This is a genomic window from Bacillus sp. 3103sda1 (assembly GCF_024159135.1).
Classification (GTDB): domain Bacteria; phylum Bacillota; class Bacilli; order Bacillales; family Bacillaceae_G; genus Bacillus_A; species Bacillus_A rhizoplanae.
Genome location: NZ_JAMYWS010000001.1, coordinates 4,402,963 through 4,426,633 on the forward strand (window position 1 = coordinate 4,402,963; position 23,671 = coordinate 4,426,633).

Consider the following 23,671-nt stretch of genomic DNA (forward strand, 5'->3'; position numbering starts at 1 on the left):
CGTAAGAAAAACGATTAGTGAGGTAAGATTGTTAATAAGTCACTCATTTTTTCTAACACATAATCAGGTTTGTAAGACTCTAAATATTCGCGTCCTTTAATTGTCCATGCAACAGCAGCTGTCTTCACACCAGCATTTTGTCCACCAACAATATCGTGATGGTTATCGCCTACCATCAAAGATTCTTCCGGCTTTGCCTCTAATAACTGAAGTGCCCTTTGAATTGGCTCTGGATGTGGTTTCACATGTTCTACATCATCAATTGTTACCACAACATCAAAAAACTGCTTTAATTTCGTTAGCTGTAATCCCATTTCAACAGTTTTGCGCGCCTTTGTTGTTACAATCCCGACTTTATAACCTTTTTCCCGAAGCACCTGTACAGTTTCATACACTGTTTCATACTCTTCTACTAATTCATCATGATGTTCATGGTTAAAATCACGATAACATTGAATAAGTTCTTCCACTCGGTTCTCGTCGATTTTACTAAATGTATCGTGTAATGACGGACCAATAAATGGCAGTACATCTTCACGTTTATATTGATTTGGATAGTATTTTTCTAATGTATGCAAAAATGAAGAGATAATAAGTTCGTTTGTATTAATCAACGTTCCATCCAAATCAAATAACACTGTATTAATTTTCATCTTTTCGCCATCCTTTGTTGTTGTATGATAAGAAAAGAAGCAGCGCCGCATATGTGACGCTACTTTTTTCATTCAACCCCGACTCATTCACTGAATCACAAAGTTATATCATTATTGTTCTAAATATCGTTTATCTGCATACCCCATTTTGCGTCTCACAACAATGAAAATGATGGAGACGATAATTATGGCAATTGATATAACTTGTGCAACACGAAGCGGGCCGAGCATTAAGCTATCTGTACGTAATCCTTCTATAAAGAAGCGCCCAGTAGAATACCAAATTAAATATGTAAAGAATAGTTCACCGCGGCGTAAATTCGCTTTACGAAGAAGTAAAAGCAAAATAACCCCGGCAAAGTCCCATAATGATTCATATAAGAATGTCGGCTGGTAATATACACCATCAATATACATTTGATTTATAATAAACTGTGGCAAATGTAAACTTTCGAGAAATTGACGCGTCACTTCACCGCCATGTGCTTCTTGGTTCATAAAGTTTCCCCAGCGTCCAATCGCTTGTCCAAGTAAAATACTTGGTGCAACAATATCTGCTAGCTTCCAAAAAGAAAGACCGCGTTTTTTCGCAAATACCCATCCTGTAATAACCGCTCCGATTAATCCGCCATGAATGGCTAAGCCGCCGTGACGAATTCTAAGAATTTCGCTTGGGTTTTGCGAATAATAGCCCCATTCGAAAATAACATAGTAGGCACGTGCACAAAGGATTGCAATCGGCACCGCAATCAATACTAAATCAATAATTGTATCTTTCGGCAGACCAAGCCGTTCACTTTCCCGAGTTGCGAGCCATAAGCCAAGTAAGACACCAGTGCCAATAATTACACCATACCAATAAATCGGAAACGGTCCGAGCTGAATCGCCACACGATCAAGCTGTGGTACAGACCCTAACAGCATATTCTCTACTCCCTTTCTCTTTCTATCAGTGGAGGAGAAAGAACCCCTCTACTGATGAAAGTTTCACTTATATTAATTTTGATCTCCTAGTTCAATCGCACTCATAAGACGCTCTGAAAATTGCTGCGCTGCATTGACACCCATACGTTTTAAGCGGAAATTCATCGCTGCCACCTCAATAATAACAGCTAAGTTTCGACCAGGTCGTACTGGAAGTGTAATCTTTGTAATCTCTGTATCAATGATCTTCATTTTTTCTTCATCTAAACCAAGGCGATCGTAGTTTTTCTTTTGATCCCAAATCTCAAGATTAATTACAAGTGAAATACGTTTATGATTACGCACTGCACCTGCACCAAATAACGTCATAACGTTAATGATGCCAAGTCCACGAATTTCAAGTAAATGTTCAATTAACTCAGGTGAACTTCCGACTAGTGTATCGTCATCTTCTTGACGAATTTCTACACTATCATCAGCCACAAGTCGATGTCCGCGTTTCACAAGCTCAAGTGCTGTTTCACTTTTCCCGACACCACTTTGTCCTGTAATCATTACACCAACACCATAAATATCAACTAATACACCATGAATTGCTGTTGTTGGTGCTAATTTACTTTCTAAGTAATTCGTCAAGCGGCTTGATAAGCGTGTTGTTTTTAACGGTGAACGCAGCAGGGGCACATCTGTCTGGCGAGATGCTTGCATTAATTCCTCAGGTACATCTTGACCGCGCGTTACGATAATACACGGTGTTTCTTCTGTACAAAGTGCTTGCATACGCGCTTGCTTTTGTCCTTCTGTTAACGTATCAAAAAAAGTAAGCTCTGTTTTCCCAAGAAGCTGAACACGATCCGCTGGATAATATGTGAAAAATCCCGCCATTTCAATTCCAGGTCGTGATAAATCACTTGTATCAATCGGACGATGAATTCCTTCTTCACCGCTTACTAGTTCTAAATGAAAATGTTCAATTAAATCTTTCGTTCGAACTTTTGGCATATGTAAACCTCCACGTTGCGGAATGTATCTAAGCAGCGTACTACCACTCTCCCCGCTATTGTACCATTTTTTTCTTAAAACACGAAACACGGTTTCTTTTGAAAAAGAAAAAAACATTCCACGCTTTGCGCAAAATGTTTTACGTTTTGTCGGATACTTATACTCTCCACTTATTTTTTCTCAGACAATGGTTCAATAATCACTTTATCAATTAACATGTTTAAAATCGAAATAAAGATTGCTGCAACAATCGCTACGCCAAATCCAGATAAATTAAACGCATCGCCAAGTAACGAATCTGTAATTTCCAACGTAATCGCATTAATAACAATTAAGAAGAAACCAAATGTTAATATCGTAATTGGCAGCGTAATTAAAATTAAGAACGGTTTCACAACTACATTTAAAACTGCTAAAATTAAGCTTGCAATAATTGCTGTTTTTATATTTGCTATTTCAAACGCACCTGGTGCAAAAATTTTAAGAAGACCCGATACAGCAATTAGCACAATACTATTCACAATAAGTGATAGAATCCATCTCATATTCCTTACACTTCCTTTTCATTAGGGACAATTACAACCCAAACTACATATATCAACAATAATACTCCAAATCAGAAAAAAAAACCAAGTACAATTACAGTGAAACTTCCTTTCGGAGATGCCTTTTCCTCCGAAGGGTTAGTTGAACCAATCGGGCTCTTACAAGCAGTTCCTCCTTCTCGAATTTTCTCTTTGCTTACTGCTTGTTTGAGCTGGGTACAGTGAAACTTCCCTTCGGAGATGCTTTTTTCTCCGAAGGGTTAGTTGAACCAATCGGGCTCTTACAAGCAGTTCCTCCTTCTCGAATTTTCATCTTTGCTTACTGCTTGTTTGAGCGAGGTACAGTGAAACTTCCTTTCGGAGATGCTTTTTCTCCGAATCTTGAGTTGCCCAAAAGTAGCGGGATCATTTACTCATTCGCAAGCACCTGTACACCTTTCACAATATTCCATATAAAAATAACAAGATTCACAAGACCAAATAACAACATAGCTACAAGTACGAGTACACCAATTTGTTCTGGTGTGTTCATAACAAATACAAATAAAAACACGAGAAATAAACAAAAAAATGGTAGTAAATGTGAAATGAAAGCTTTCTTTGCATGAGATTTCACATCTTCATGAGGAACAACAAAATACACGATAATTGGAAACAATAACGGGGCAAAAAAAATACTGAAATAGCAGCATGAAGCTAAAATTTTTTGCGTAGAATCCACAAAATCCACTCCCTTTTTCATGGATATAGCAGAAAACATCTAATAAAGAAGTAATACTTCCTTATTAGATGTTTGTTTTACTGTGTTAATTCTACTTCTTCTACTTTTTCTTTCATGCGTGCTTTATCACGATCTAAAACACTTTTTAAATACTTGCCTGTGTAAGAACGCTCTTCTTTCACAACCTGCTCCGGCGTACCTGTTGCAACGATTTGTCCGCCTTTATCGCCGCCTTCAGGTCCAAGATCAATAAGGTAGTCTGCCGTTTTAATAACATCTAAATTATGTTCAATCACAAGCACTGTTTCACCATTATCAACAAGACGCTGAAGCACCTTTAATAGACGGGCAATGTCATGTGCATGAAGACCAGTTGTCGGTTCATCTAAAATGTATAACGTTCGTCCTGTTGAACGGCGATGCAGCTCAGATGCTAGCTTCACGCGCTGCGCTTCTCCGCCCGATAACGTCGTCGCTGGTTGACCGAGCTTCATGTAATCGAGTCCTACATCCACAAGCGTTTGGAGCTTACGTTTAATTTTGGGGATATTCGCAAAGAACTCTACTCCATCTTCAATTGTCATCTCTAATACTTCAGAAATATTTTTATCTTTATATTTTACTTCTAATGTTTCACGATTATAACGTTTTCCGTGACAAACTTCACACGGAACATATACATCTGGTAAGAAGTGCATTTCAATTTTAATTATTCCATCGCCGCGGCACGCTTCACAGCGGCCACCTTTCACATTAAAGCTGAAGCGCCCTTTTTGATAACCGCGCACTTTCGCTTCATTCGTTCGTGCAAACACATCACGGATATCATCAAACACACCTGTATATGTCGCTGGGTTTGAACGCGGTGTACGCCCAATTGGTGATTGATCAATATCAATCACTTTATCTAAATGCTCAAGACCCTTAATTTCTTTATGCACACCAGGCTTACTTTTCGATTTATATAATTTTTGAGCAACTGCTTTATATAGCACTTCATTAATTAATGTACTTTTCCCTGAACCTGATACACCCGTCACAGCAACAAATGTACCAAGCGGGAATGACATCTTCGCATTTTTTAAATTATTTTCCTTCGCTCCAATGACCTCAATTTTACGGCCATCACCTTTGCGGCGCTCTAGCGGAACTGGAATGAACTTTTTGCCTGATAAATATTGTCCTGTTAAGGAATTGTCATCATGCATCACTTCTTGCGGCGTACCGGCTGAAACGACTTGCCCGCCGTGAATACCTGCACCAGGACCAATATCTAATAAATAGTCTGCAGCCATCATCGTATCTTCATCGTGTTCAACAACAATAAGCGTATTTCCTAAATCACGCATATTTTGCAGCGTTTGAATTAAGCGGTCATTGTCACGTTGATGCAAACCGATAGAAGGTTCATCAAGAATATATAATACACCCGTTAACCGCGATCCAATTTGCGTCGCTAAGCGAATACGCTGCGCTTCTCCGCCTGATAATGTTCCAGCTGCACGGCTAAGTGTTAAATAATCGAGTCCTACGTTAACTAAGAAGCTAAGACGCTCTTTAATTTCACGCAAAATAAGATTGGCAATACTTTGTTGCTTTTCTGTTAATTCAATATCGGTAAAGAAATCATGTGCTTCCTTAACAGAAAACTGCGTTACTTCCGCAATCGTTTTCTCACCTACAAAAACAGCTAAACTTTCTGGTTTTAAACGACCGCCTTTACATTTTGGACAAGCTTGCTCTGCCATGTATTTTTCCATTTGCTCACGAATATAATCGGAGCTTGTTTCTCGGTAACGGCGCTCAATGTTAGGAATTACACCTTCAAAAATAATATCGCTTTCCTTTACTTGGCCAAAGTCGTTCACATAGCGGAAATATACTTTTTCATCTCCGCTTCCGTATAACACCTTCTCAAATAAATGTTTCGGAATATCTTTTACCGGTACATCCATATCAATGCCGTAATGGTTACAAACAGACTGCAACAATTGCGGATAATATTGTGAACTTGTCGGTTCCCAAGGTGCAATCGCATGATCGTTTAATGATAAATCCCAGTTGGGAATCACTAAATCAAGATCTACCTCTAACTTCGCACCAAGACCGTCACAAGACGGACAAGCACCGAACGGACTGTTAAAAGAAAACATGCGCGGCTCAAGTTCACCAATAGAAAATCCGCAATGCGGACAAGCATGATGCTCGCTAAACAGCAACTCTTCTTCTCCGATTACATCAATTAAAACGCGACCTTCACCAAGCTTCAAAGCCGTTTCTAATGAATCAGCAAGACGGCTTGCAATTCCTTCTTTCACAACAATACGGTCAATTACAACTTCAATCGAATGCTTTTTATTTTTATCTAACGTAATTTCTTCCGATACATCAAGCATTTCCCCGTCAACGCGAACGCGGACGTACCCCTGCTTTTTAATATCTTCTAACACCTTTACATGTGCACCTTTACGGCCTGATACAATCGGTGCAAGCACTTGCAGCTTCGTACGCTCTGGATATTCTAAAATACGATCTACCATTTGCTCAACTGTTTGCGATGTAATCTCAATGCCGTGATTTGGACAAATTGGTGTTCCGATACGCGCAAATAATAAACGTAAATAATCGTAAATCTCTGTCACCGTTCCAACTGTTGAACGCGGATTGCGGCTCGTCGTTTTTTGATCAATTGAAATAGCCGGAGACAATCCTTCAATTGCATCCACATCTGGTTTATCCATTTGCCCTAAAAATTGACGTGCATACGCCGATAGTGATTCTACATAACGGCGCTGTCCTTCCGCATAAATCGTATCAAATGCTAACGACGATTTCCCTGAACCAGATAACCCTGTTACAACAACAAGTTGATTTCTCGGAATGGTGACATCAATATTTTTTAAATTGTGGGCTCTCGCACCCTTTACAACGATAAAATCTTTACTCATCGCCTTCACCCTTCTGCTTTTAGTTCTAGTAATAAATCACGAAGCTCAGCTGCCCGTTCAAAATCAAGCGCTTTTGCAGCTTCTTTCATTTCCGCTTCCATTTTTGCAATAACATTTTCTCGTTCTTTTTTCGTCATTTTCTTAGAAGTTAGTGGTGCTGTCTCATACGTTTCTGTATCTTCCGCAGCCATCGTTGCACGAATAACATCGCGCACCTCTTTTTGAATTGTTTTTGGTGTAATCCCATGTTTTTCATTGTATGCTTCTTGAATTTGACGACGACGCTTCGTTTCATTGATTGCGATTTCCATCGATTTTGTAATTCGGTCTGCATACATCACAACATGACCATTTGCATTACGCGCTGCCCGGCCAATCGTTTGAATAAGCGAGCGCTCTGAACGAAGGAATCCTTCTTTATCTGCATCTAATATTGCTACAAGCGACACTTCTGGAATATCGAGTCCTTCACGAAGTAAGTTAATACCAATAAGCACATCAAACTTTCCTAGACGAAGATCGCGAATAATCTCAATCCGTTCTAATGTTTTAATTTCAGAATGCAAATAATTTACTTTAATACCAACATCCTTCAAGTAATCAGTTAAATCCTCTGACATTTTCTTTGTTAATGTTGTAATTAAAACGCGCTCATTTTTTGCAATTCGATCGTGAATTTCTCCTAATAAATCATCAATTTGTCCTTCGATTGGACGCACATCAATTTGCGGATCTAAAAGCCCAGTTGGACGAATAATTTGCTCCACAACTTCCGGTGCATGTTCTAGTTCATACGGCCCCGGCGTTGCTGATACGTACACAACTTGATTCGTTTTCTCTTCAAACTCTTCAAACATAAGCGGTCTGTTATCTAGCGCTGATGGCAGACGGAATCCATGATCGACAAGCACTTGTTTCCGCGCTTTATCTCCGTTGTACATCGCTCTTACTTGCGGCACTGATACATGCGACTCATCCATCACGATAAGAAAATCTTTAGGAAAATAATCTAATAATGTATATGGTGTTGAACCAGCTGGACGGAGCGTCAAATGACGGGAGTAGTTCTCAATCCCTGAACAAAAGCCCATCTCACGCATCATTTCTAAATCGTAACGTGTCCGCTGCTCTATCCGCTGCGCTTCTAATAATTTACCGTTATCATTTAATTCCTTTAAACGTTCTTCTAATTCTTTTTCAATATTTTCAATGGCAACTTTCATTTTTTCTTCGCGTGTAACGAAGTGAGATGCCGGGAAGATTGCCACATGCTCACGTTCTGCTAATACTTCACCTGTTAATGCATTCACTTCTCGAATACGATCAATCTCATCGCCAAAAAACTCAATCCGAATACAATGTTCATCAAGGGATGCTGGAAAAATCTCAACTACATCCCCGCGCACGCGAAACGTTCCACGCTGGAAGTCAATATCATTACGGCCGTACTGCACATCAACAAGTTCACGAAGCAATTGATTGCGTTCCTTCTCCATACCAACACGTAAAGAGACAACAAGCTCACTATATTCTTCTGGAGAACCTAAACCGTAAATACAAGACACACTCGCTACAATAATGACATCATCTCGTTCAAATAAAGCCGATGTCGCTGAGTGACGCAATTTATCAATCTCATCATTAATTTGTGCGTCTTTTTCAATAAACGTATCGGTTTGTGGTACATACGCTTCCGGTTGATAATAGTCGTAGTAACTAACAAAATATTCAACCGCATTGTTCGGAAAGAAATCTTTCAACTCACTGTATAGCTGTCCTGCTAACGTTTTATTATGAGCCATTACAAGTGTTGGCTTCTTCACTTCTTTAATGACATTTGAAATCGTAAATGTCTTACCCGTTCCTGTCGCTCCAAGCAACACTTGATGTTTCTTACCATTTTTAATCCCAGCTACCAGCTGCTCTATCGCTCTTGGCTGGTCACCTTGCGGGGAATATTCTGAGACAATTTCAAATTGATGTTCCAAATAAATCCGCCCTCCTCGTAAAAAATCTGTATTCTCATTTTACCACGAATGCTCATAAAAAAACCAAAAAAACGAACAAGCATTCGATAAACAATTCGACAGCGTTTCTACAAATCTAATATGTAATAACAAAAAAAAGGCTTATTTACTAAGCATCTGCCCATGGTTATTCATGAGGTACCTTCAGCAAAAAATAACTGATATACTCATGATTTCCTTTACATTCACTTAGTCTACAGCTTACGTCTTCACCGCTTTTTTCTTCCATGATCCCTTTACACACATCACTTTTTTTCCTTTATGACTTCCTCCAAATTTATCGTTGGAATCATCAAAAAGATAGTTTATATTGATTCCATCATAATCTAATGTTTGAAAAATCGGATCTCCTTATTAACGGGCAATAAGACCCCCACTGATGGAAGTTTCGCTTAATACTACCATCCAAAATGAAATTTAGCGTAGCAATAAAAACACCTATACAAATATCGACAAGAAGTCCATCGTTTTTTGTATAGGTATAATTTTCTAAAAATTTTATATTTACAGTGCCCATTTTTCATATTACAATACGTTTAAAGATTCGACATTATACGACAACTTGATCTTAATGTTCAGAATATTATAACAACTATGAGGGTGAGGGATTTATATGGATCTATTTCGAAAAAAATCGATTTCCGCAATGTTAGCACAATCGCAGCAGAAAGGAGCTTCTTTAAAAAAGGATTTAGGGGCATTTGATTTAACAATGTTAGGAGTCGGCGCCATTATCGGAACAGGTATTTTCGTTCTTACCGGCGTTGCCGCAGCCGAACATGCAGGACCAGCACTTATTTTATCGTTTATTTTATCAGGTTTAGCCTGCGTATTCGCGGCACTATGTTATTCCGAATTCGCTTCAACTGTACCAGTATCAGGTAGTGCATACACTTACAGCTATGCAACATTTGGAGAAATAATCGCTTGGATTTTAGGATGGGATTTAATTCTAGAATACGGATTGGCATCTTCAGCCGTTGCATCTGGTTGGTCAGGATATTTCCAAGGATTATTAGCTGGATTTGGCATTAAACTGCCGCATGCTTTAACAAGTGCTTACAACCCTGCGGCTGGAACATATGTAGACGTACCGGCAATTTGCATTATTTTCATCATGACATTGTTATTAACAAGAGGCGCAAAAAAATCAGCTCGTTTTAACGCTATTATGGTAGCTATCAAATTATTTGTTGTTCTTCTATTCATCGGTGTTGGTGCTTTCTATGTAAAACCTGAAAACTGGACACCATTTATGCCATTTGGCTTCTCTGGCGTAACAACTGGAGCTGCAACTGTATTCTTTGCTTATATTGGATTTGATGCTGTATCAACAGCTGCTGAAGAAGTAAAAAATCCACAGCGTAACATGCCAATTGGTATTATCGCTTCCTTAGCAATCTGTACAATCTTATATATCGTTGTTTCATTAATATTAACAGGAATCGTTCCCTACAGTCAGTTAGATGTAAAGAACCCTGTAGCATTTGCACTGCAATATATTCATCAAGATTGGGTTGCCGGCCTTGTCTCTTTAGGAGCAATTGCTGGGATTACAACAGTGTTACTCGTTATGTTATATGGACAAACACGTTTATTTTATGCAATGAGCCGCGATGGCTTACTGCCAAAAGCACTTTCTCGTGTAAGCCCAAAAACGCAAACACCTGTTATGAATAGCTGGATTACAGCAGCTATGGTTGCTTTCTTTGCTGGCTTCGTTCCATTAAGCAAGCTAGCAGAACTAACAAACATCGGTACATTATTCGCATTCATCGTTGTATCAATTGGCGTTATCATCTTACGCAAAAAACAGCCAGACTTGCCGCGTGCCTTTAAAGTACCATTCGTACCATGGGTTCCAATATTAGCAATTCTATTCTGCGGATACCTAACATTACAGCTTCCAGTAACAACATGGATTGGCTTTGGCGTTTGGTTAGTTATCGGTTTAATTGTATATTTCAGCTACGGATATAAAAACAGTACTTTGAGAAACGAACAAAAAGACGACGCCGCATAAAGTGAAACTTCCATTCGGAGATGCTTTTCCTCCGAATGGTTAGTTGAACCAATCGGGCCCTTACAGACGGTTTACTTCTCTTCCTTGCCTAACTTCTTACCGGCTGTTTGGGCGGGATAAAGTGAAACTTACTTCTAGGAGCGTTTTTTTCCCAGAAGGTTAGTTGAACCAATCGGGCCCTTACAGACGGTTTGCTTCTCTTCCTTGCCTAACTTCTTACCGGCTGTTTGGGCGGGATAAAGTGAAACTTACTTCTAGGAGCGTTTTTTTCCCAGAAGGTTAGTTGAACCAATCGGGCTCTTACAAGCAGTTCCTCTTCTTGCACTCCCATCTTTTCTTACTGCTTGTTAGAGCGGGATAAAGTGAAACTTCCCTCAGGGGTTTTACTATCCGATAATACGAGGTAACAAAAAAGCTGTTGTCCATTAAGGGCAGCAGCTTTTTTATATATTGACATACACCAAATTCACGTAGCTCAAACAAGATGTTTTCAACTTGAATGAACAGCTAGCTCGTCACGCATTGTCCACACGTGTTTTCTACTTATGGAATACAATGTATCAAAAATAAAGAAAAGAGGTTTAACATCAATATGCCTGATCATCATGACAAATCTGATGAGGAATGTCTTAAAGATAAATCAAATACTCATAACTGTTTTTTTGGAAATCATACAATTGGATCAACAAATTCCCCAGTACTAGTTCTCATACCAGGAGGCACTAGCCATCAACCTGTTTTTCAAGATTTTACTGATAATCAGAATAAAACATTACTTCAGTTGAATTCTGTCTCATTAAAAGGTGGAGATCCTTTACCTTTGACGGTAACCATTATATTAAAAAGCCCCTGTAATCCTATTACCGCTATAATTACAGAAAGTACAAGAATATTTCAAGTAGAAAACTTTAAGAGCTTGAGTGTCTCAAATCTTGACTCTACTCAAGGTGGATTACATGTATTCATCAAAAAAATTGATCTGTATCTGCCGTGAGAAATAAAGAGAACGGAAAGAGAAAGAGATGTTATCCTAGCGCGGCAACATCTCTTTCTCTTTCTTTTTCTTTTTTGGGAAAATAACATAAGAGAGAGTAATAAGCGTATCTACAAAAAAAACAATTCTCCACACTTTACTCACACGATTCGCGATTTCATTTAAAAATACATCTGCATCAAAACTAGCTATATTTTCAAGCGGCACCAATCCATACAAAAAAAAATACAATGTGCGTACCAGCAAATAAAACAAAGTGAATCCCCCAATGAAATAGCTTCAAGAAATTTTTAACATCTCATTCAAAATAAAAAAACCGCTAAAGCACAAAGCCTCAGCAGTTTTTCAATAACTAATTATTTATTGCTTCAAACACCATTTCCGTCTACATAATACCCATTAATCCAACTATTCGTTGCGTCCTCTCATATATAGTTGCCTGTGTACACTGATCCGCGGCTGTGCATGGCTTGAGAGCATGTGCTTTTTTAGTGGCCGCTAACTTGATCTACATGTGCAATGTGTTTCCGTCCAAAAGCAACGACCAGCATGGCCAAGAATACAAATACAGCGCCAATTACGAAAGGAACATGTGGAGTATACGTTTCAGCAAGCTTATTTGCCAGCCAAGGCCCGATCGCTCCGCCGATGAAACGGACGAAGCTGTATGCTGCGGAGGCCGTAGCGCGCTCTACTGGCGCAACTTGCATAACCGCTGTAGTGATCAAAGTGTTATTCGTTCCCAAGAATAGGCCTGCGATGATAACAGAAACAATAATAACTGTTCTTGATTCTGTCCAAATTCCCATTGCCAAAAGAGTTAATGCAAACAAGGTTAACATCGCGCACATTGATTTAATCGTTCCAAATCTGGCTTGAAGCTTCGGAGCAACAAAGACGGATGTGATAGCGAGACAAATTCCCCATCCAAGGAACACATATCCCAATCCATGCTCATCCAATCCCATGACGAATGGAGCATATGCCATTAACGTGAAAAATCCGATGTTATAAAGGAATGCTGTAATCCCAAGTCTTAATAATCCAGGGAATTTCAATGCTTTGATCGGATCAAGGATAGAGCTTTTTACTTTCGGCTTTGCAACCTGAGGCATTTTTAATAAAAGAGCAAAAAAAGCGATGATCATTAGCACGCTTACCCCGTAGAACGGGCCGCGCCAAGAAATAGAGCCTAATTCTCCGCCAAGCAGCGGGCCTACGGAAATACCAAGCCCGATGGCTGCTTCATACAAAATGATTGCTTTGGTGGTTCCGCCTACAGATAAACTTACTATCGCAGACAACGCTGTGGCAATAAACAATGAGTTACCAAGTCCCCATCCACCGCGGAAAGCGACAATTTGCCATATGCCGTCTGAAGAACCCGCCAGTGCCGAAAAGACGATGATAAATAGAATACCGGTCAATAAAGTCCATTTAATGCCAATCCTGCTGGAGACAACGCCGGTGATCAGCATCGCAATCCCAGTAATCAAGTTATAACTTGAAAATAGTAAGGAAACCTGGCTTGGGGTTGCATGAAGTTGTTCTGCAATCGCAGGTAAAATAGGATCGACAAGTCCTAAGCCCATGAAAGAAATGATTGAGGCAAAAAAGATAACCCAAACGACAAGCGGCTGTTTGGCCGATTGGTTTTGGGCACTAAGTGAATATGATTGATTTGAATTCATCCATTCCAAACTCCTTTATATATAGTTTTGGGGCGAGTTCAACCTACCGTTTACGGGTCTCTGATTGATATCTCTTATCCATCCCCTTTATATTGAAAAAGCTATGATTGCAATTTCGTTACAAATATTAGTATAAAACTTTCTAACCTTGACGTCAACGTTAATTAAAGTGGACAAAAGAATGATTTTATTAATAACTTCCTCTTCTTCGTTAGCGTAAACTGCTTGTTTTTTCTGAAAAGCTCTGGTTGTAGTATAATATTCTTGAGCTAAAAAGCTCCATCCTGTTAGTGTAATAGTAAAAATAAAGAAATATAGGAGCGGAATGATGGACGGAATAAAAATAGATGACGTAGCGAAACAAAGCGGTTTAACGAAACGAACCATCAGATATTACGAACAAATCGGACTGCTGCCTGCTCCCCCGCGAAGTGAAGGAGGCATAAGATTATATTCCCAGGAACATATTGACTTCCTGAAAAAAATCACAAATGCCAAAGAAGTAATGGGCTTTTCCCTTCAAGAGCTTCAGCAATTCATCGCGCTCAGCGACACGTTAGAGCTTCACAAAGCGGATTACAGGCAAGTAAAAGGCACAAGTGAACAAACAGAAAAGTTAAGAAAAGTAGTAAATACTATCGAAGAGCAGCTGAACTTCATCGAACAAAAAAAGAAAAACCTCTTAAAGGTCGAAGAAGATTTAGTCTCACTTAGGGACCGTGCGAAAGCAGCGTTGGTTCGATTTGAGGAAGAAGAATCTGGGCAATAGGAAACACATCTCCATCAAGGTAAAGTAATTAAATACCCCTGCCCACCAAGCTAATATTTTGAAGTACCTCCAAAACAAAAATTTTATCCCTCCACAGTTGTCTACGAGAATTCAGCTCATTTTCTTCGTTTTGGGGAACAATGAATTTCTTAACTTGATGGCGATGGGAAAAAGCCCTATCAAGCCTATTTGATTGCTAGATACATATTCTAAGAATACGGATTTATAAAAAAACTGCCGAACCATAACGTTCAGCAGTTTTTTTTATCTATTCCAAACTCCATTTGATCGTATCATAATCCTCGGTCTTCTACGCAAAATGTAATACCTTTACGAGTATATATCCAAGAACAGAAAGCAATACCGATCCAATCAATCCTGCAACAAATGCTTTTGTTCCTAGTTTACGAAATGTCTTAAATTCTACATTTAAACCAAGCCCAGCCATTGCCATAGCCATAAGCATGTAAGAAACAACAACAATATCGCTTGCAATTTTTTCAGGTACAATTCCTAATGAATGAAACGCACTAACTGCTAAGAAGCCAAAAATAAACCACGGAATCGGAACATCACGCCAAGATTTCTTTTCCCCCGATTCTTCTCCGCGCTGAAACCATATGCCAATTAAAATTGCCACAGGTACAAGAAAGGCAACGCGCGTTAACTTCATAATTACCGCAACATCCACCGACTCGCTTCCACCAGGTGCTGCTGCTGCAATTACATGAGCAATTTCATGCAATGTTGCACCCGAAAAAACACCATATTCATACGGAGACAAATGAAGTACAGGATATAGTAGCGTATATGCTAATGTGAAAATAGTTCCTAAAATCGCAACGATCGCTGCACTAACCGCTACTTCTTCGTCCTTTGCTTTTACTTGTGGTCCAATCGCAATAACTGCTGCTGCTCCGCAAATCGCTGTTCCGCATGCTGTTAACATGCCAAGCTTCTTCTCCACTTTATAAACACGTGTTAATGCATATACAACAATAAGTGTAAACGTAATGACAATTGCCGCCATAACCAATACCTTCGGGCCCGCCTTCACAATATCAACTAAATTTAACCGCATACCGAGTAATATAATCCCTAGACGTAGTAGTTTTTTACTCGCAAAATTCGTTCCTGCGATCGCTTGACTTGGTACACCAATTGCCGCTCTCCATACCATTCCAATTAGAATAGCAATCACTAATTGGCCCATAATACTTAAAAATGGAAGCTGCGCCAAATATCTTGCAACAATAGCAATAAGTAACGTAATCCCAATACCTTGCGCAAATCCAAAACGCTTCTCCTTTTGTAACTCTAACATTTGTTCCATTTTATACCACTCCAATAATCATCTTATAACATGCATGTTCGTTCTACTTTCATTATAAGAGTATTTTAATCATAAGTTTAATACTAATATGATATCTCAATCATCAAGAAAACTTATGATAAAATAAAGTGAAACTTCCATCAGTGAACGATTTTTATCACTGATGGTTAGTTGAACCAATCGGGCTTTTACGGGCAGTTATCCCACACCTATCTTCCTCGCTTCTCTCTGAATCTTGAGGTGTGGGTTTTACTGCCCGTTAATGCGGGATATAACGATAAACGGAAGCGGCTCGTTCAGAATGGGAGAGGGATGGAGTTTCTGACAAAGAGGTGCTCTTTACCTCGGCGGAAGAAGCAAAGCCACCGACCACTCTTGCCGCTGGAGCTGGATAATAAGAAAAGCGGAGCCGACTATTTTATTCACCGAAAGGAATGAGTCTCATAAACACCGACATTTTAAAAATTTTTGTAACAGTCGTAGAGCAAAAACACTTTTCAAGAGCTGCCGAAATGTTGAATCTTTCACAGCCAGGGGTAAGCATGCACATCCGTAATTTAGAAAATGAGTTTGGTACAACGCTCATTCAGCGTTCACCAAAACATGTGCAAGTCACAGAAGCTGGGAACATTTTATACATACATGCAAAACAAATGCTTACTCTATACGAAGAAGCAAAACAAGAAATCCATGACCTGCATAATATCGTTACGGGGACACTGCGCATTGGCGCTAGTTTTACAATCGGAGAATATCTTCTTCCCAAGATATTAGCAAACTACGCGAAGGAACATCCGCGCGTTGAAGTTCATACCTTTATCTCGAATACAGAAGAGGTCTTACAGGGAGTTCGCTCGAATCAACTAGATATTGGCTTAGTAGAAGGGCAAGTGATATACACAGATGTAGACGTAGAATCATTTATGGAGGATGAAATGAAGCTTGTCGTTCCACCAAATCATCCTCTTACAATGACAAGTCCGATTGATACAAACATACTGCAAGATCAAATATGGGTGCTCCGCGAAACCGGTTCAGGAACGCGAGCTTACAGCGACCGCTTCATCCATGACCATCATCTAAAAATGAAGCGTTACTTCACATTTAGCAGCATTCAAAGTGTAAAGGAAGCCGTTGCTGCCGGACTCGGAATTGCGATTCTATCAGATTGGACGGTACGTAAAGAACTGCAAGCTGGCGAAGTATGTCATATACCTGTCCCAAACGAAAAACTCATACGCCCTTTTTCCATTGTACGAGGAAAATATTTCATTCCTTCCAAAGCGATTCAAGTATTCTTAGATCATGTGCAAACCTTTGCGGATAAACATAGTTGACCTTTACACTAATGTGAAGGTTTAGAATAAGGAGAGAAGGAGTGATGGTTTTGCGCATCGGAGAATTATCTAAACATACAGGCGTAAGTGAACGCTCCCTACGGCATTATGAGGAAAAAGGCTTGCTTATTTCAAAACGGCTCACAAATGGCTATCGTGATTTTGATGAAGCTATGATTGAAAAAGTAGAGCTCATTCAAATGTATTTGCAGCTAGGTCTAAACTTAGAAGAAACACACAAAATGCTGCGCTGTTTAGAAATAGAGCCACACTTTTATGATAATCCATGCAGCAGTATCATTACGCTTTACGAAGAAAAGCTCGCTGAAGTAACAAAGCAGATTTCGTTACTTTCTCATATCCAAACGAACTTACAAAAACACGTTACGCTGTTGAAACAAAGGAAAGAAAGGAATTGATAAATATGTTCGTTTTACACGGAAGTTCACGTTCAAACGGGAATACAGAACAATTAACGCATATGATGCTAGAAGGACTACATGCTGAAGAAGTATATTTACGCAATCATACAATCCAACCAATTACAGATCAGCGTCATGATGCAGAAGGCTTTCAACCTATCGACGATGATTACGAGGGTATCATTCAGCGTATGCTTGAGCATGATACAATTGTCTTTGCAACACCACTTTATTGGTACGGTATGAGCGGATATATGAAAAACTTTGTGGATCGCTGGTCGCAAAGCTTGCGGGATGCATCACTTCATTTCAAAGAACGTATGAAAGGGAAAAAAATGTATGTTGTCATTGTCGGCGGTGACAATCCAAAATTAAAGGCACTCCCGCTTATTGCACAGTTTCAATATATTTTTGACTTTGTAGGAGCTTCTTTTGAAGGTTATATGATTGGGGCTGCCAACGCACCAGGCGAAATCGTGAATGATAAAGAAACAATAGAAAAAGTAAAAGTATATAATCGTACTTTCAAGCAAAAATAATTAACAGAATGATTTGACAAATACACCTCCATACACATACAATAAATGTAAATTTATGAAAGGAAGGTACATCGGCCAATGAAGTTCTAATTCTCTTTTTTATTCATCCATCACAAATAGTGAAACGAAATGATGAAAACTAGAAGAGGATTAGTATGCCCTTTTGTCGATAACTTTCTTTTGACATGAACATGTAAAAAATACGTGTACTGTTTTTTTGTGCATACCTTTTTACATACTATGGGTGACGTATATCCTCTCTAGTGAAACTAGGGAGGTTTTTTTATGACCATTTTAACAGCACGAAACATTGAAAAAAGCTATGGTGATCGTACTTTATTTACATTACAAGCACTTGATATTCAGGCGCATGACCGTATTGGAATCGTCGGTGTAAACGGTGCAGGGAAATCAACGCTATTACAAATATTAAGTAAAGAAATAGAACCTGATTGCGGAACAATCGACCACTACGGTTCCATTGCTATCATTCCGCAGTTCCATGAAGAGACATTAGAAACAGCTTCTTCTCTTTCAAAAGGACAATGGGGAATTTCTCATGTCACAACGAATATGAGCGGCGGCGAACGCGAACGTTTAAAAATTGCTCATGCTCTTGAACAAGAAGCATCTATCTTATTCGCTGATGAACCAACGAGTCATCTCGATATGTATGGCACAGAACAACTAGAGAAAGCATTACAATCTTATAAAGGAACAATCCTTCTAATTTCCCATGACCGTTCCTTGTTAGACGCCATTTGCACAAAGATTATCGAAATTGAAGATGGCTCTGTTCGTGAATATAAAGGAAATTACACAAACTATCGCGAGCAAAAAGAACAGCAAAGGCAGCGCCAACAATCAGAATATGAACAGTATACGAAAGAAAAACAGCGCTTAGAAACAGCAATCACCAGCAGGCAACAGCGAGCTGCCGGTATGACAAAAATCCCAACTCGCTATAGTTCTTCTGAATCTAAGCTATATAAATCAGGAGCCGCTTACAGCCAGGGGAACGTCCAAAAAGCCGCCAAAGCATTAGAAACGAAATTAGAGCAATTAGAAAAGAAAGAAAAGCCAAGAGAAATTGTGCATGCAAAGTTTGATGCACAGTACCACGCACCGATTCACAGTAAAACGGTTGTGCAGTTTAATAAGGTTACGAGAAAGATTGGAAACCGCAGCCTCTTTCACAATATAAATGGAAGTATGGCTCCGGGCGCAAAGCTTGCTATTCTCGGAAAAAACGGGAGCGGAAAAACAACACTATTTCATATGATTGAAGCAAATGAACGAGGAATTCAACTTTCGAAAAGCTGTAAAATTGGTTACTTTGAACAAACATTAGCAATTCTGCAAAGTGACAAAACCATTTTACAAAACGTTATGGAAGAAACACGTTATGACGAATCATTTGTACGAACGATTCTTGCACGTCTTCTCTTTCGAAGAGAGGATGTTCATAAACAAGTGAACGTATTAAGCGGCGGCGAACGCGTGAAAGTAGCGCTGGTCAAAATTTTCTTAGGAGACTACAATATGCTCCTTCTTGATGAACCGACAAACTATCTAGATCTCGCCACTCAAGAAGAACTAGAGCAAATGCTACAAGATTATCCTGGTACTGTTCTATTCATTAGTCACGACCGCACCTTTGTTCATAAAATTGCTGATCACATTTTACACCTAGATGAAGAAGCACCACGACTCTTTCAAGGGAATTATGAACAGTATACAAAGCGGACAGAACAAGCTTCTATCAATCCAGCAGAGCAGGAACTGTTGCGCTTACAAACAAAGTTAACAGAAGTAATCGGGCGCATTTCAATGCCAGGACGTCATGATAATGTTATTCTTCTTGAAAATGAATATGAGCAATTGCTACGTCAAATTCAAGAATGCAGAACACGCCTACTCTAAAAATGAAAGAAAAAGGCAGATCACACTGCCTTTTTCTTTCATCTGAAATCAAACATGATTAAAATTTATTCCGCGTTAACACATCATCAAGCGGAAGACGAAATTTTTCAAAACCAGCCTTAACTGCTTTACCTACACAAATTAACATGACAGGTTCAAGGTTTTCTGGAACGTTAAAAGCTTCTACAAACTTCTGCGGATGAAAACCGCCAATCGGCACAGTATCAAAGCCTTTTGCTTTTGCTGCTAACATAAGCTGCATCGCTACTAAACCACCATCAATCATCGCCACACGAGTAGCTTGCTCGTTAGAGAATTTTCCAATGAACGGATCCATATGATAACAATCTTAATTTATTTACATAAAAAGAACCCTTACTCTTGATAGAGAAAGGGTTCACATATTATTATAGGGTACGCACAGCTGCTTCCCTTATCGAACTCTAACCGCTGTTCCGCTTACAGCTACCATTAACATACCTTCACGAACTACTTCATAATCAACATCGATACCAACAATTGCATTTGCGCCTTTTTGCTTTGCAAGATTTTTCATTTCGCCCATCGCAATATCACGTGCTTCTTTTAACTTACTTTCATACGCACCGGAACGGCCACCAACAACATCACGAACAGAAGCGAATAAATCACGAACAATATTAGCTCCCATAATTGCTTCTCCGTTTACGATATCAATATACTCTTCAATTTCTTTTCCTTGAATAGTAGAAGTTGTTGTAACGATCATAATATATGTCCTCCTATGTATATAAAGTGAAGTTTCAATCAGTTCCCACGAATAGCGGGATAAATTTTAAGATTCACACCAAAACCTAAGTAACCTTATTCTGCACAATGTTTTCCGTTAATATAATATGCTGGTTCTGAGAAGACCGTAAATACAACCTCTACTTCAGGAAGATCAAAATCCATTATATATGTGGTAAGTGCCCCGGCAAATCGATCACGAATTTCCTGTCCACGTTCGAACCATTTAACCTCAATAAGAGGAAAAGCCTCTATTTCTTCTCCATTATATACAAATGTAGAATTTGGTAGTTCTAATGTAAAATTATCTGTACCACATTCGCAAATCTCTGCGAGCTCTTCTACTAATGGTTTACTTATACTCTTTAATTGTTCAGTAGTAATTCCACGAAATACAATATGCGGCAAGTGAATCCCTCCGTTAAATGGCTTTATTCTATATTTATCCACATCATAGCACAATTTATTTCGCTGCACCAGAATCTATCGGCACCCCCAATTGGCCCTCTTTTCCGTCTTAACTCTTACAATTGCAGGGTTCATTTGTTCCTTATTGCGCCGTACTTACTCTCCTCTGCTAACTTCAAAATAACTAAATTACATTGTAGTGATGGTTTCGTGCTTTTCTTTTGATTTTCTATAACCTTCGCCTTAAAATAATTTACAAGATTTATTCCTACTTTCCTACACATACTTAAAAGTAGGAGACTTCTTTCAAATTGTGTTAAAATCTTCTGAGATACTATTCAATATACATTAATAAAGGTGAGGGTACCCAGTGAACAAGAACGACAATGCATATTGCACTATGGTTATATTTGGAGCAACAGGAGATTTAGCGAAGAGAAAATTATTCCCTTCTATCTATAGCCTATATAAAAAAGGGCAGCTCTCTAAAAATTTTGCTGTTGTTGGTGTGGCAAGACGTGAATGGAGTGATGATGTATTTCGTGAAAATGTACTTTCCTCTATTCAAGAGTCAAAAATTAAACCAGGCGATGATTTAGATGAATTTTTAACTCATTTCCGATACTTAGCGTTTGATGTTACGAATACTGCTTCCTACCAAGATTTGAATGCATTACTTACTAACCTAGAAGAACAATTCAATATTCCAGGAAACAGAATGTTCTATATGGCAATGGCCCCTGAATTTTTCGGAACAATCGCTTCTTACTTAAAATCAGAAGGTGTGACAAACGCAAGCGGTTGGAATCGATTGATTATTGAAAAGCCTTTCGGGCATGACTTCCCATCCGCACAAAAATTAAATGAGGAACTTCGTCACGCATTTGCGGAAGATGAAATTTATCGTATTGACCATTATCTAGGAAAAGAAATGGTTCAAAATATTGGTGTCATTCGTTTTGCAAACGCAATATTTGAATCATTATGGAATAATAGATACATCTCTAATATTCAAATTACATCCAGTGAATCTTTAGGTGTAGAGGATCGCGGAGGGTACTATGACCATTCCGGTGCCTTAAGAGACATGGTACAAAACCATATATTACAAATGGTTGCTTTATTGGCAATGGAACCGCCAATTCGTTTAACAACAGAAGAAATCCGAAGCGAAAAAATTAAAGCATTACGTGCACTTCGACCAATAACAGTAGAAGAAGTGGATGAATATTTTGTGCGAAGTCAGTATGGTCCAGGAGCAATCAACGGAAAAGAAGTTCCTGGGTACAGAAGTGAAAATAAAGTGGATCCAAACTCAAGAACGGAAACATTTGTGGCGGGTAAATTATTAATAGACAATTTCCGCTGGGCTGGTGTACCGATCTACATTCGTACAGGTAAACGCATGCAAGAAAAATCAACAAAAATCGTTATTCAGTTTAAAGAATTGCCAATGAATTTATATTCTAAATCAGAAAATAGCGTTCATCCGAACCTGCTTATTATTCATATTCAGCCGGATGAGGGAATTTCTCTTGTTTTAAATGGTAAGAAAATCGGTACTTCTGAAAAGACGACACCATTTAAACTTGATTACTGTAATGACTGCGTAGACGGAGTAAATACACCAGAAGCTTACGAGAAGCTCCTATACGATGCAATTCAAGGCGATGCAACAAACTTTACTCACTGGGATGAAGTAGCGTTATCATGGAAATTTGTTGATGTTATTTCTAAAGCATGGAAACAGGATGTATCAAACGATTTACTTACTTACGAATCAGGATCAATGGGGCCTCAAGCTTCTGATGATCTACTTGCGGAAAATGGCTTCCATTGGTGGCCTATTTCAGATGATAGTGACTACTCAATCTAATCATAGCAAAGGCGAAAGGGGAATTTTTATGAAAAAAGTATATGACATTACAGTACCTATTTACGAAGGAATGCCGGTATATAAAAATAAGCCGGAAAAACAGCCTCAACTTTCCAAAGTTACAAACGGTCATGTAACAGAATCCACATTAAAAATGGATGCTCATACAGGAACGCATATTGATGCGCCTTTGCACATGATAAATGACGGAGATACATTTGAAACGCTTGATATTGAGAAATTAGTAGGTGAAGCAAAGGTTTTTGACCTGACAAATGTTGAGGGCGGCATTACTGCTGAAGACCTGAAAGATTTCGATATTCAAAAAGGCGACTTTGTCTTATTTAAAACAAAGAACTCCTTTGATGAGGGATTTAACTTTGAGTTTATTTATTTAGCTGAAAGCGGCGCGAAGCTGCTTGCTGAAAAAGGCATTCGCGGTGTCGGTATTGATGCGTTAGGTGTTGAACGTGCACAAGAAGGGCATCCAACCCATAAAACACTATTTGCGCACGATATTATTGTAATCGAAGGATTAACATTTAAAGAAGTAGAAGCAGGAACATACTTTATGGTCGCAGCTCCATTAAAACTAATGGGTACAGATGCAGCACCAGCACGTGTGTTATTATTTCAATAAAATGAAACCGCCCGCAAATAGCGGGATAAAAAAGTGGACCAAGATTTCAATCTTGGTCCACCTTTTATTTTATCCCGCATTAACGGGCAGTAATACTCCCACATTAAAACTCAGTGAAAGCACAGAAG

Annotated in this window: 23 protein-coding genes; 9 read left to right on the forward strand and 14 right to left on the reverse strand. The window is 39.0% G+C overall.

Features of this window, described 5'->3' with window-relative positions; translation table 11 throughout:
- Positions 1 to 14 precede the first annotated feature (14 nt).
- The 8 genes from ppaX to NKR74_RS24220 form a co-directional block, all read right to left on the reverse strand.
- On the reverse strand, positions 15 to 653 hold the full coding sequence (ppaX, locus tag NKR74_RS22200) for a pyrophosphatase PpaX (RefSeq protein WP_098308505.1): 639 nt from the start codon (positions 651 to 653) through the stop codon (positions 15 to 17).
- A gap of 111 nt (positions 654 to 764) precedes the next feature.
- Positions 765 to 1,577: a prolipoprotein diacylglyceryl transferase gene (gene lgt, locus NKR74_RS22205; RefSeq protein ID WP_098308399.1), complete on the reverse strand. Its 813-nt coding sequence runs from the start codon at positions 1,575 to 1,577 to the stop codon at positions 765 to 767.
- Between the two features lie 72 nt (positions 1,578 to 1,649).
- The gene (hprK, locus tag NKR74_RS22210; protein ID WP_253630859.1) at positions 1,650 to 2,579 is read right to left on the reverse strand and encodes an HPr(Ser) kinase/phosphatase; all 930 of its coding nucleotides are present in this window, start codon (positions 2,577 to 2,579) and stop codon (positions 1,650 to 1,652) included.
- Positions 2,580 to 2,749: 170 nt separating this feature from the next.
- Complete coding sequence (locus NKR74_RS22215) at positions 2,750 to 3,124, reverse strand: phage holin family protein (RefSeq protein WP_098308397.1); 375 nt, start codon at positions 3,122 to 3,124, stop codon at positions 2,750 to 2,752.
- Between the two features lie 409 nt (positions 3,125 to 3,533).
- Positions 3,534 to 3,866, reverse strand: coding sequence for a magnetosome magnetite crystal formation protein family (locus tag NKR74_RS22220; RefSeq protein ID WP_098308503.1), 333 nt, complete (start codon positions 3,864 to 3,866; stop codon positions 3,534 to 3,536).
- A 56-nt stretch (positions 3,867 to 3,922) separates the two neighbouring features.
- A complete protein-coding gene (uvrA, locus tag NKR74_RS22225) occupies positions 3,923 to 6,793 on the reverse strand; it encodes an excinuclease ABC subunit UvrA (protein WP_098308395.1) in 2,871 nt (956 codons plus the stop codon).
- Between the two features lie 5 nt (positions 6,794 to 6,798).
- Complete coding sequence (uvrB, locus tag NKR74_RS22230) at positions 6,799 to 8,781, reverse strand: excinuclease ABC subunit UvrB (protein ID WP_253630861.1); 1,983 nt, start codon at positions 8,779 to 8,781, stop codon at positions 6,799 to 6,801.
- A 240-nt stretch (positions 8,782 to 9,021) separates the two neighbouring features.
- Positions 9,022 to 9,162 carry a hypothetical protein gene (locus NKR74_RS24220; protein WP_375337710.1) on the reverse strand — a complete coding sequence of 47 codons (141 nt, stop codon included), beginning with the start codon at positions 9,160 to 9,162 and terminating at the stop codon, positions 9,022 to 9,024.
- A gap of 271 nt (positions 9,163 to 9,433) precedes the next feature.
- Here NKR74_RS24220 and bcaP point away from each other — a divergent pair, with 271 nt between their 5' ends.
- The gene (gene bcaP, locus NKR74_RS22235; RefSeq protein ID WP_098308389.1) at positions 9,434 to 10,843 is read left to right on the forward strand and encodes a branched-chain amino acid transporter BcaP; all 1,410 of its coding nucleotides are present in this window, start codon (positions 9,434 to 9,436) and stop codon (positions 10,841 to 10,843) included.
- Positions 10,844 to 11,435: 592 nt separating this feature from the next.
- A complete protein-coding gene (locus NKR74_RS22240) occupies positions 11,436 to 11,837 on the forward strand; it encodes an exosporium protein D (protein WP_098308387.1) in 402 nt (133 codons plus the stop codon).
- A 36-nt stretch (positions 11,838 to 11,873) separates the two neighbouring features.
- On the opposite strand, the gene NKR74_RS22245 is transcribed toward NKR74_RS22240, so the two are convergent.
- Complete coding sequence (locus tag NKR74_RS22245) at positions 11,874 to 12,092, reverse strand: hypothetical protein (RefSeq protein WP_253630862.1); 219 nt, start codon at positions 12,090 to 12,092, stop codon at positions 11,874 to 11,876.
- Positions 12,093 to 12,325: 233 nt separating this feature from the next.
- Positions 12,326 to 13,528: an MFS transporter gene (locus NKR74_RS22250; RefSeq protein WP_098308382.1), complete on the reverse strand. Its 1,203-nt coding sequence runs from the start codon at positions 13,526 to 13,528 to the stop codon at positions 12,326 to 12,328.
- Positions 13,529 to 13,856: 328 nt separating this feature from the next.
- On the opposite strand from NKR74_RS22250, the gene NKR74_RS22255 reads away from it, so the two are divergent.
- Positions 13,857 to 14,297, forward strand: coding sequence for a MerR family transcriptional regulator (locus NKR74_RS22255; protein WP_098308380.1), 441 nt, complete (start codon positions 13,857 to 13,859; stop codon positions 14,295 to 14,297).
- A gap of 310 nt (positions 14,298 to 14,607) precedes the next feature.
- Here the strand turns inward: NKR74_RS22255 and NKR74_RS22260 are convergent, their stop codons facing one another.
- Complete coding sequence (locus NKR74_RS22260) at positions 14,608 to 15,630, reverse strand: YeiH family protein (protein ID WP_253630863.1); 1,023 nt, start codon at positions 15,628 to 15,630, stop codon at positions 14,608 to 14,610.
- 443 nt (positions 15,631 to 16,073) lie between these two features.
- On the opposite strand from NKR74_RS22260, the gene NKR74_RS22265 reads away from it, so the two are divergent.
- The 4 genes from NKR74_RS22265 (at position 16,074) to abc-f (ending at position 19,851) form a co-directional block, all read left to right on the forward strand.
- The gene (locus NKR74_RS22265; RefSeq protein ID WP_253631198.1) at positions 16,074 to 16,967 is read left to right on the forward strand and encodes a LysR family transcriptional regulator; all 894 of its coding nucleotides are present in this window, start codon (positions 16,074 to 16,076) and stop codon (positions 16,965 to 16,967) included.
- Positions 16,968 to 17,017: 50 nt separating this feature from the next.
- Positions 17,018 to 17,386, forward strand: a complete 369-nt coding sequence (locus NKR74_RS22270; protein WP_253631199.1) for a MerR family transcriptional regulator — start codon at positions 17,018 to 17,020, stop codon at positions 17,384 to 17,386.
- A gap of 5 nt (positions 17,387 to 17,391) precedes the next feature.
- Positions 17,392 to 17,928 (forward strand): flavodoxin family protein, encoded by a 537-nt coding sequence (locus NKR74_RS22275; protein ID WP_253630864.1) that lies wholly within the window; start codon positions 17,392 to 17,394, stop codon positions 17,926 to 17,928.
- 285 nt (positions 17,929 to 18,213) lie between these two features.
- On the forward strand, positions 18,214 to 19,851 hold the full coding sequence (gene abc-f / locus NKR74_RS22280; RefSeq protein WP_253630865.1) for a ribosomal protection-like ABC-F family protein: 1,638 nt from the start codon (positions 18,214 to 18,216) through the stop codon (positions 19,849 to 19,851).
- A gap of 58 nt (positions 19,852 to 19,909) precedes the next feature.
- Here abc-f and NKR74_RS22285 read toward each other — a convergent pair whose 3' ends face one another.
- The 3 genes from NKR74_RS22285 to NKR74_RS22295 form a co-directional block, all read right to left on the reverse strand.
- Positions 19,910 to 20,188, reverse strand: coding sequence for a nitroreductase family protein (locus NKR74_RS22285; RefSeq protein WP_309247643.1), 279 nt, complete (start codon positions 20,186 to 20,188; stop codon positions 19,910 to 19,912).
- 96 nt (positions 20,189 to 20,284) lie between these two features.
- Complete coding sequence (locus NKR74_RS22290; RefSeq protein ID WP_098308370.1) at positions 20,285 to 20,599, reverse strand: heavy metal-binding domain-containing protein; 315 nt, start codon at positions 20,597 to 20,599, stop codon at positions 20,285 to 20,287.
- Positions 20,600 to 20,694: 95 nt separating this feature from the next.
- Entirely contained in the window at positions 20,695 to 21,027 is a 333-nt protein-coding gene (locus NKR74_RS22295) for a DUF1904 family protein (RefSeq protein ID WP_098308497.1), read from the reverse strand.
- Positions 21,028 to 21,427: 400 nt separating this feature from the next.
- Here NKR74_RS22295 and zwf point away from each other — a divergent pair, with 400 nt between their 5' ends.
- Together zwf and NKR74_RS22305 are read left to right on the forward strand one after the other, a co-directional pair.
- Positions 21,428 to 22,903, forward strand: coding sequence for a glucose-6-phosphate dehydrogenase (zwf, locus tag NKR74_RS22300; protein WP_253631200.1), 1,476 nt, complete (start codon positions 21,428 to 21,430; stop codon positions 22,901 to 22,903).
- Between the two features lie 28 nt (positions 22,904 to 22,931).
- Positions 22,932 to 23,543, forward strand: a complete 612-nt coding sequence (locus NKR74_RS22305; RefSeq protein WP_253630866.1) for a cyclase family protein — start codon at positions 22,932 to 22,934, stop codon at positions 23,541 to 23,543.
- Positions 23,544 to 23,671 lie beyond the last annotated feature (128 nt).

What these genes read in the sequence shown, in the direction of transcription:
- ppaX (WP_098308505.1), bottom strand. Translation starts at nt 653, where the DNA reads ATGAAAATTAATACAGTGTTATTTGATTTGGATGGAACGTTGATTAAT.
- lgt (WP_098308399.1), bottom strand. Translation starts at nt 1,577, where the DNA reads ATGCTGTTAGGGTCTGTACCACAGCTTGATCGTGTGGCGATTCAGCTC.
- hprK (WP_253630859.1), bottom strand. Translation starts at nt 2,579, where the DNA reads ATGCCAAAAGTTCGAACGAAAGATTTAATTGAACATTTTCATTTAGAA.
- NKR74_RS22215 (WP_098308397.1), bottom strand. Translation starts at nt 3,124, where the DNA reads ATGAGATGGATTCTATCACTTATTGTGAATAGTATTGTGCTAATTGCT.
- NKR74_RS22220 (WP_098308503.1), bottom strand. Translation starts at nt 3,866, where the DNA reads ATGAAAAAGGGAGTGGATTTTGTGGATTCTACGCAAAAAATTTTAGCT.
- uvrA (WP_098308395.1), bottom strand. Translation starts at nt 6,793, where the DNA reads ATGAGTAAAGATTTTATCGTTGTAAAGGGTGCGAGAGCCCACAATTTA.
- bcaP (WP_098308389.1), top strand. Translation starts at nt 9,434, where the DNA reads ATGGATCTATTTCGAAAAAAATCGATTTCCGCAATGTTAGCACAATCG.
- NKR74_RS22240 (WP_098308387.1), top strand. Translation starts at nt 11,436, where the DNA reads ATGCCTGATCATCATGACAAATCTGATGAGGAATGTCTTAAAGATAAA.
- NKR74_RS22250 (WP_098308382.1), bottom strand. Translation starts at nt 13,528, where the DNA reads ATGAATTCAAATCAATCATATTCACTTAGTGCCCAAAACCAATCGGCC.
- NKR74_RS22255 (WP_098308380.1), top strand. Translation starts at nt 13,857, where the DNA reads ATGGACGGAATAAAAATAGATGACGTAGCGAAACAAAGCGGTTTAACG.
- NKR74_RS22260 (WP_253630863.1), bottom strand. Translation starts at nt 15,630, where the DNA reads ATGGAACAAATGTTAGAGTTACAAAAGGAGAAGCGTTTTGGATTTGCG.
- NKR74_RS22275 (WP_253630864.1), top strand. Translation starts at nt 17,392, where the DNA reads ATGTTCGTTTTACACGGAAGTTCACGTTCAAACGGGAATACAGAACAA.
- abc-f (WP_253630865.1), top strand. Translation starts at nt 18,214, where the DNA reads ATGACCATTTTAACAGCACGAAACATTGAAAAAAGCTATGGTGATCGT.
- NKR74_RS22285 (WP_309247643.1), bottom strand. Translation starts at nt 20,188, where the DNA reads ATGGATCCGTTCATTGGAAAATTCTCTAACGAGCAAGCTACTCGTGTG.
- NKR74_RS22290 (WP_098308370.1), bottom strand. Translation starts at nt 20,599, where the DNA reads ATGATCGTTACAACAACTTCTACTATTCAAGGAAAAGAAATTGAAGAG.
- zwf (WP_253631200.1), top strand. Translation starts at nt 21,428, where the DNA reads ATGGTTATATTTGGAGCAACAGGAGATTTAGCGAAGAGAAAATTATTC.
- NKR74_RS22305 (WP_253630866.1), top strand. Translation starts at nt 22,932, where the DNA reads ATGAAAAAAGTATATGACATTACAGTACCTATTTACGAAGGAATGCCG.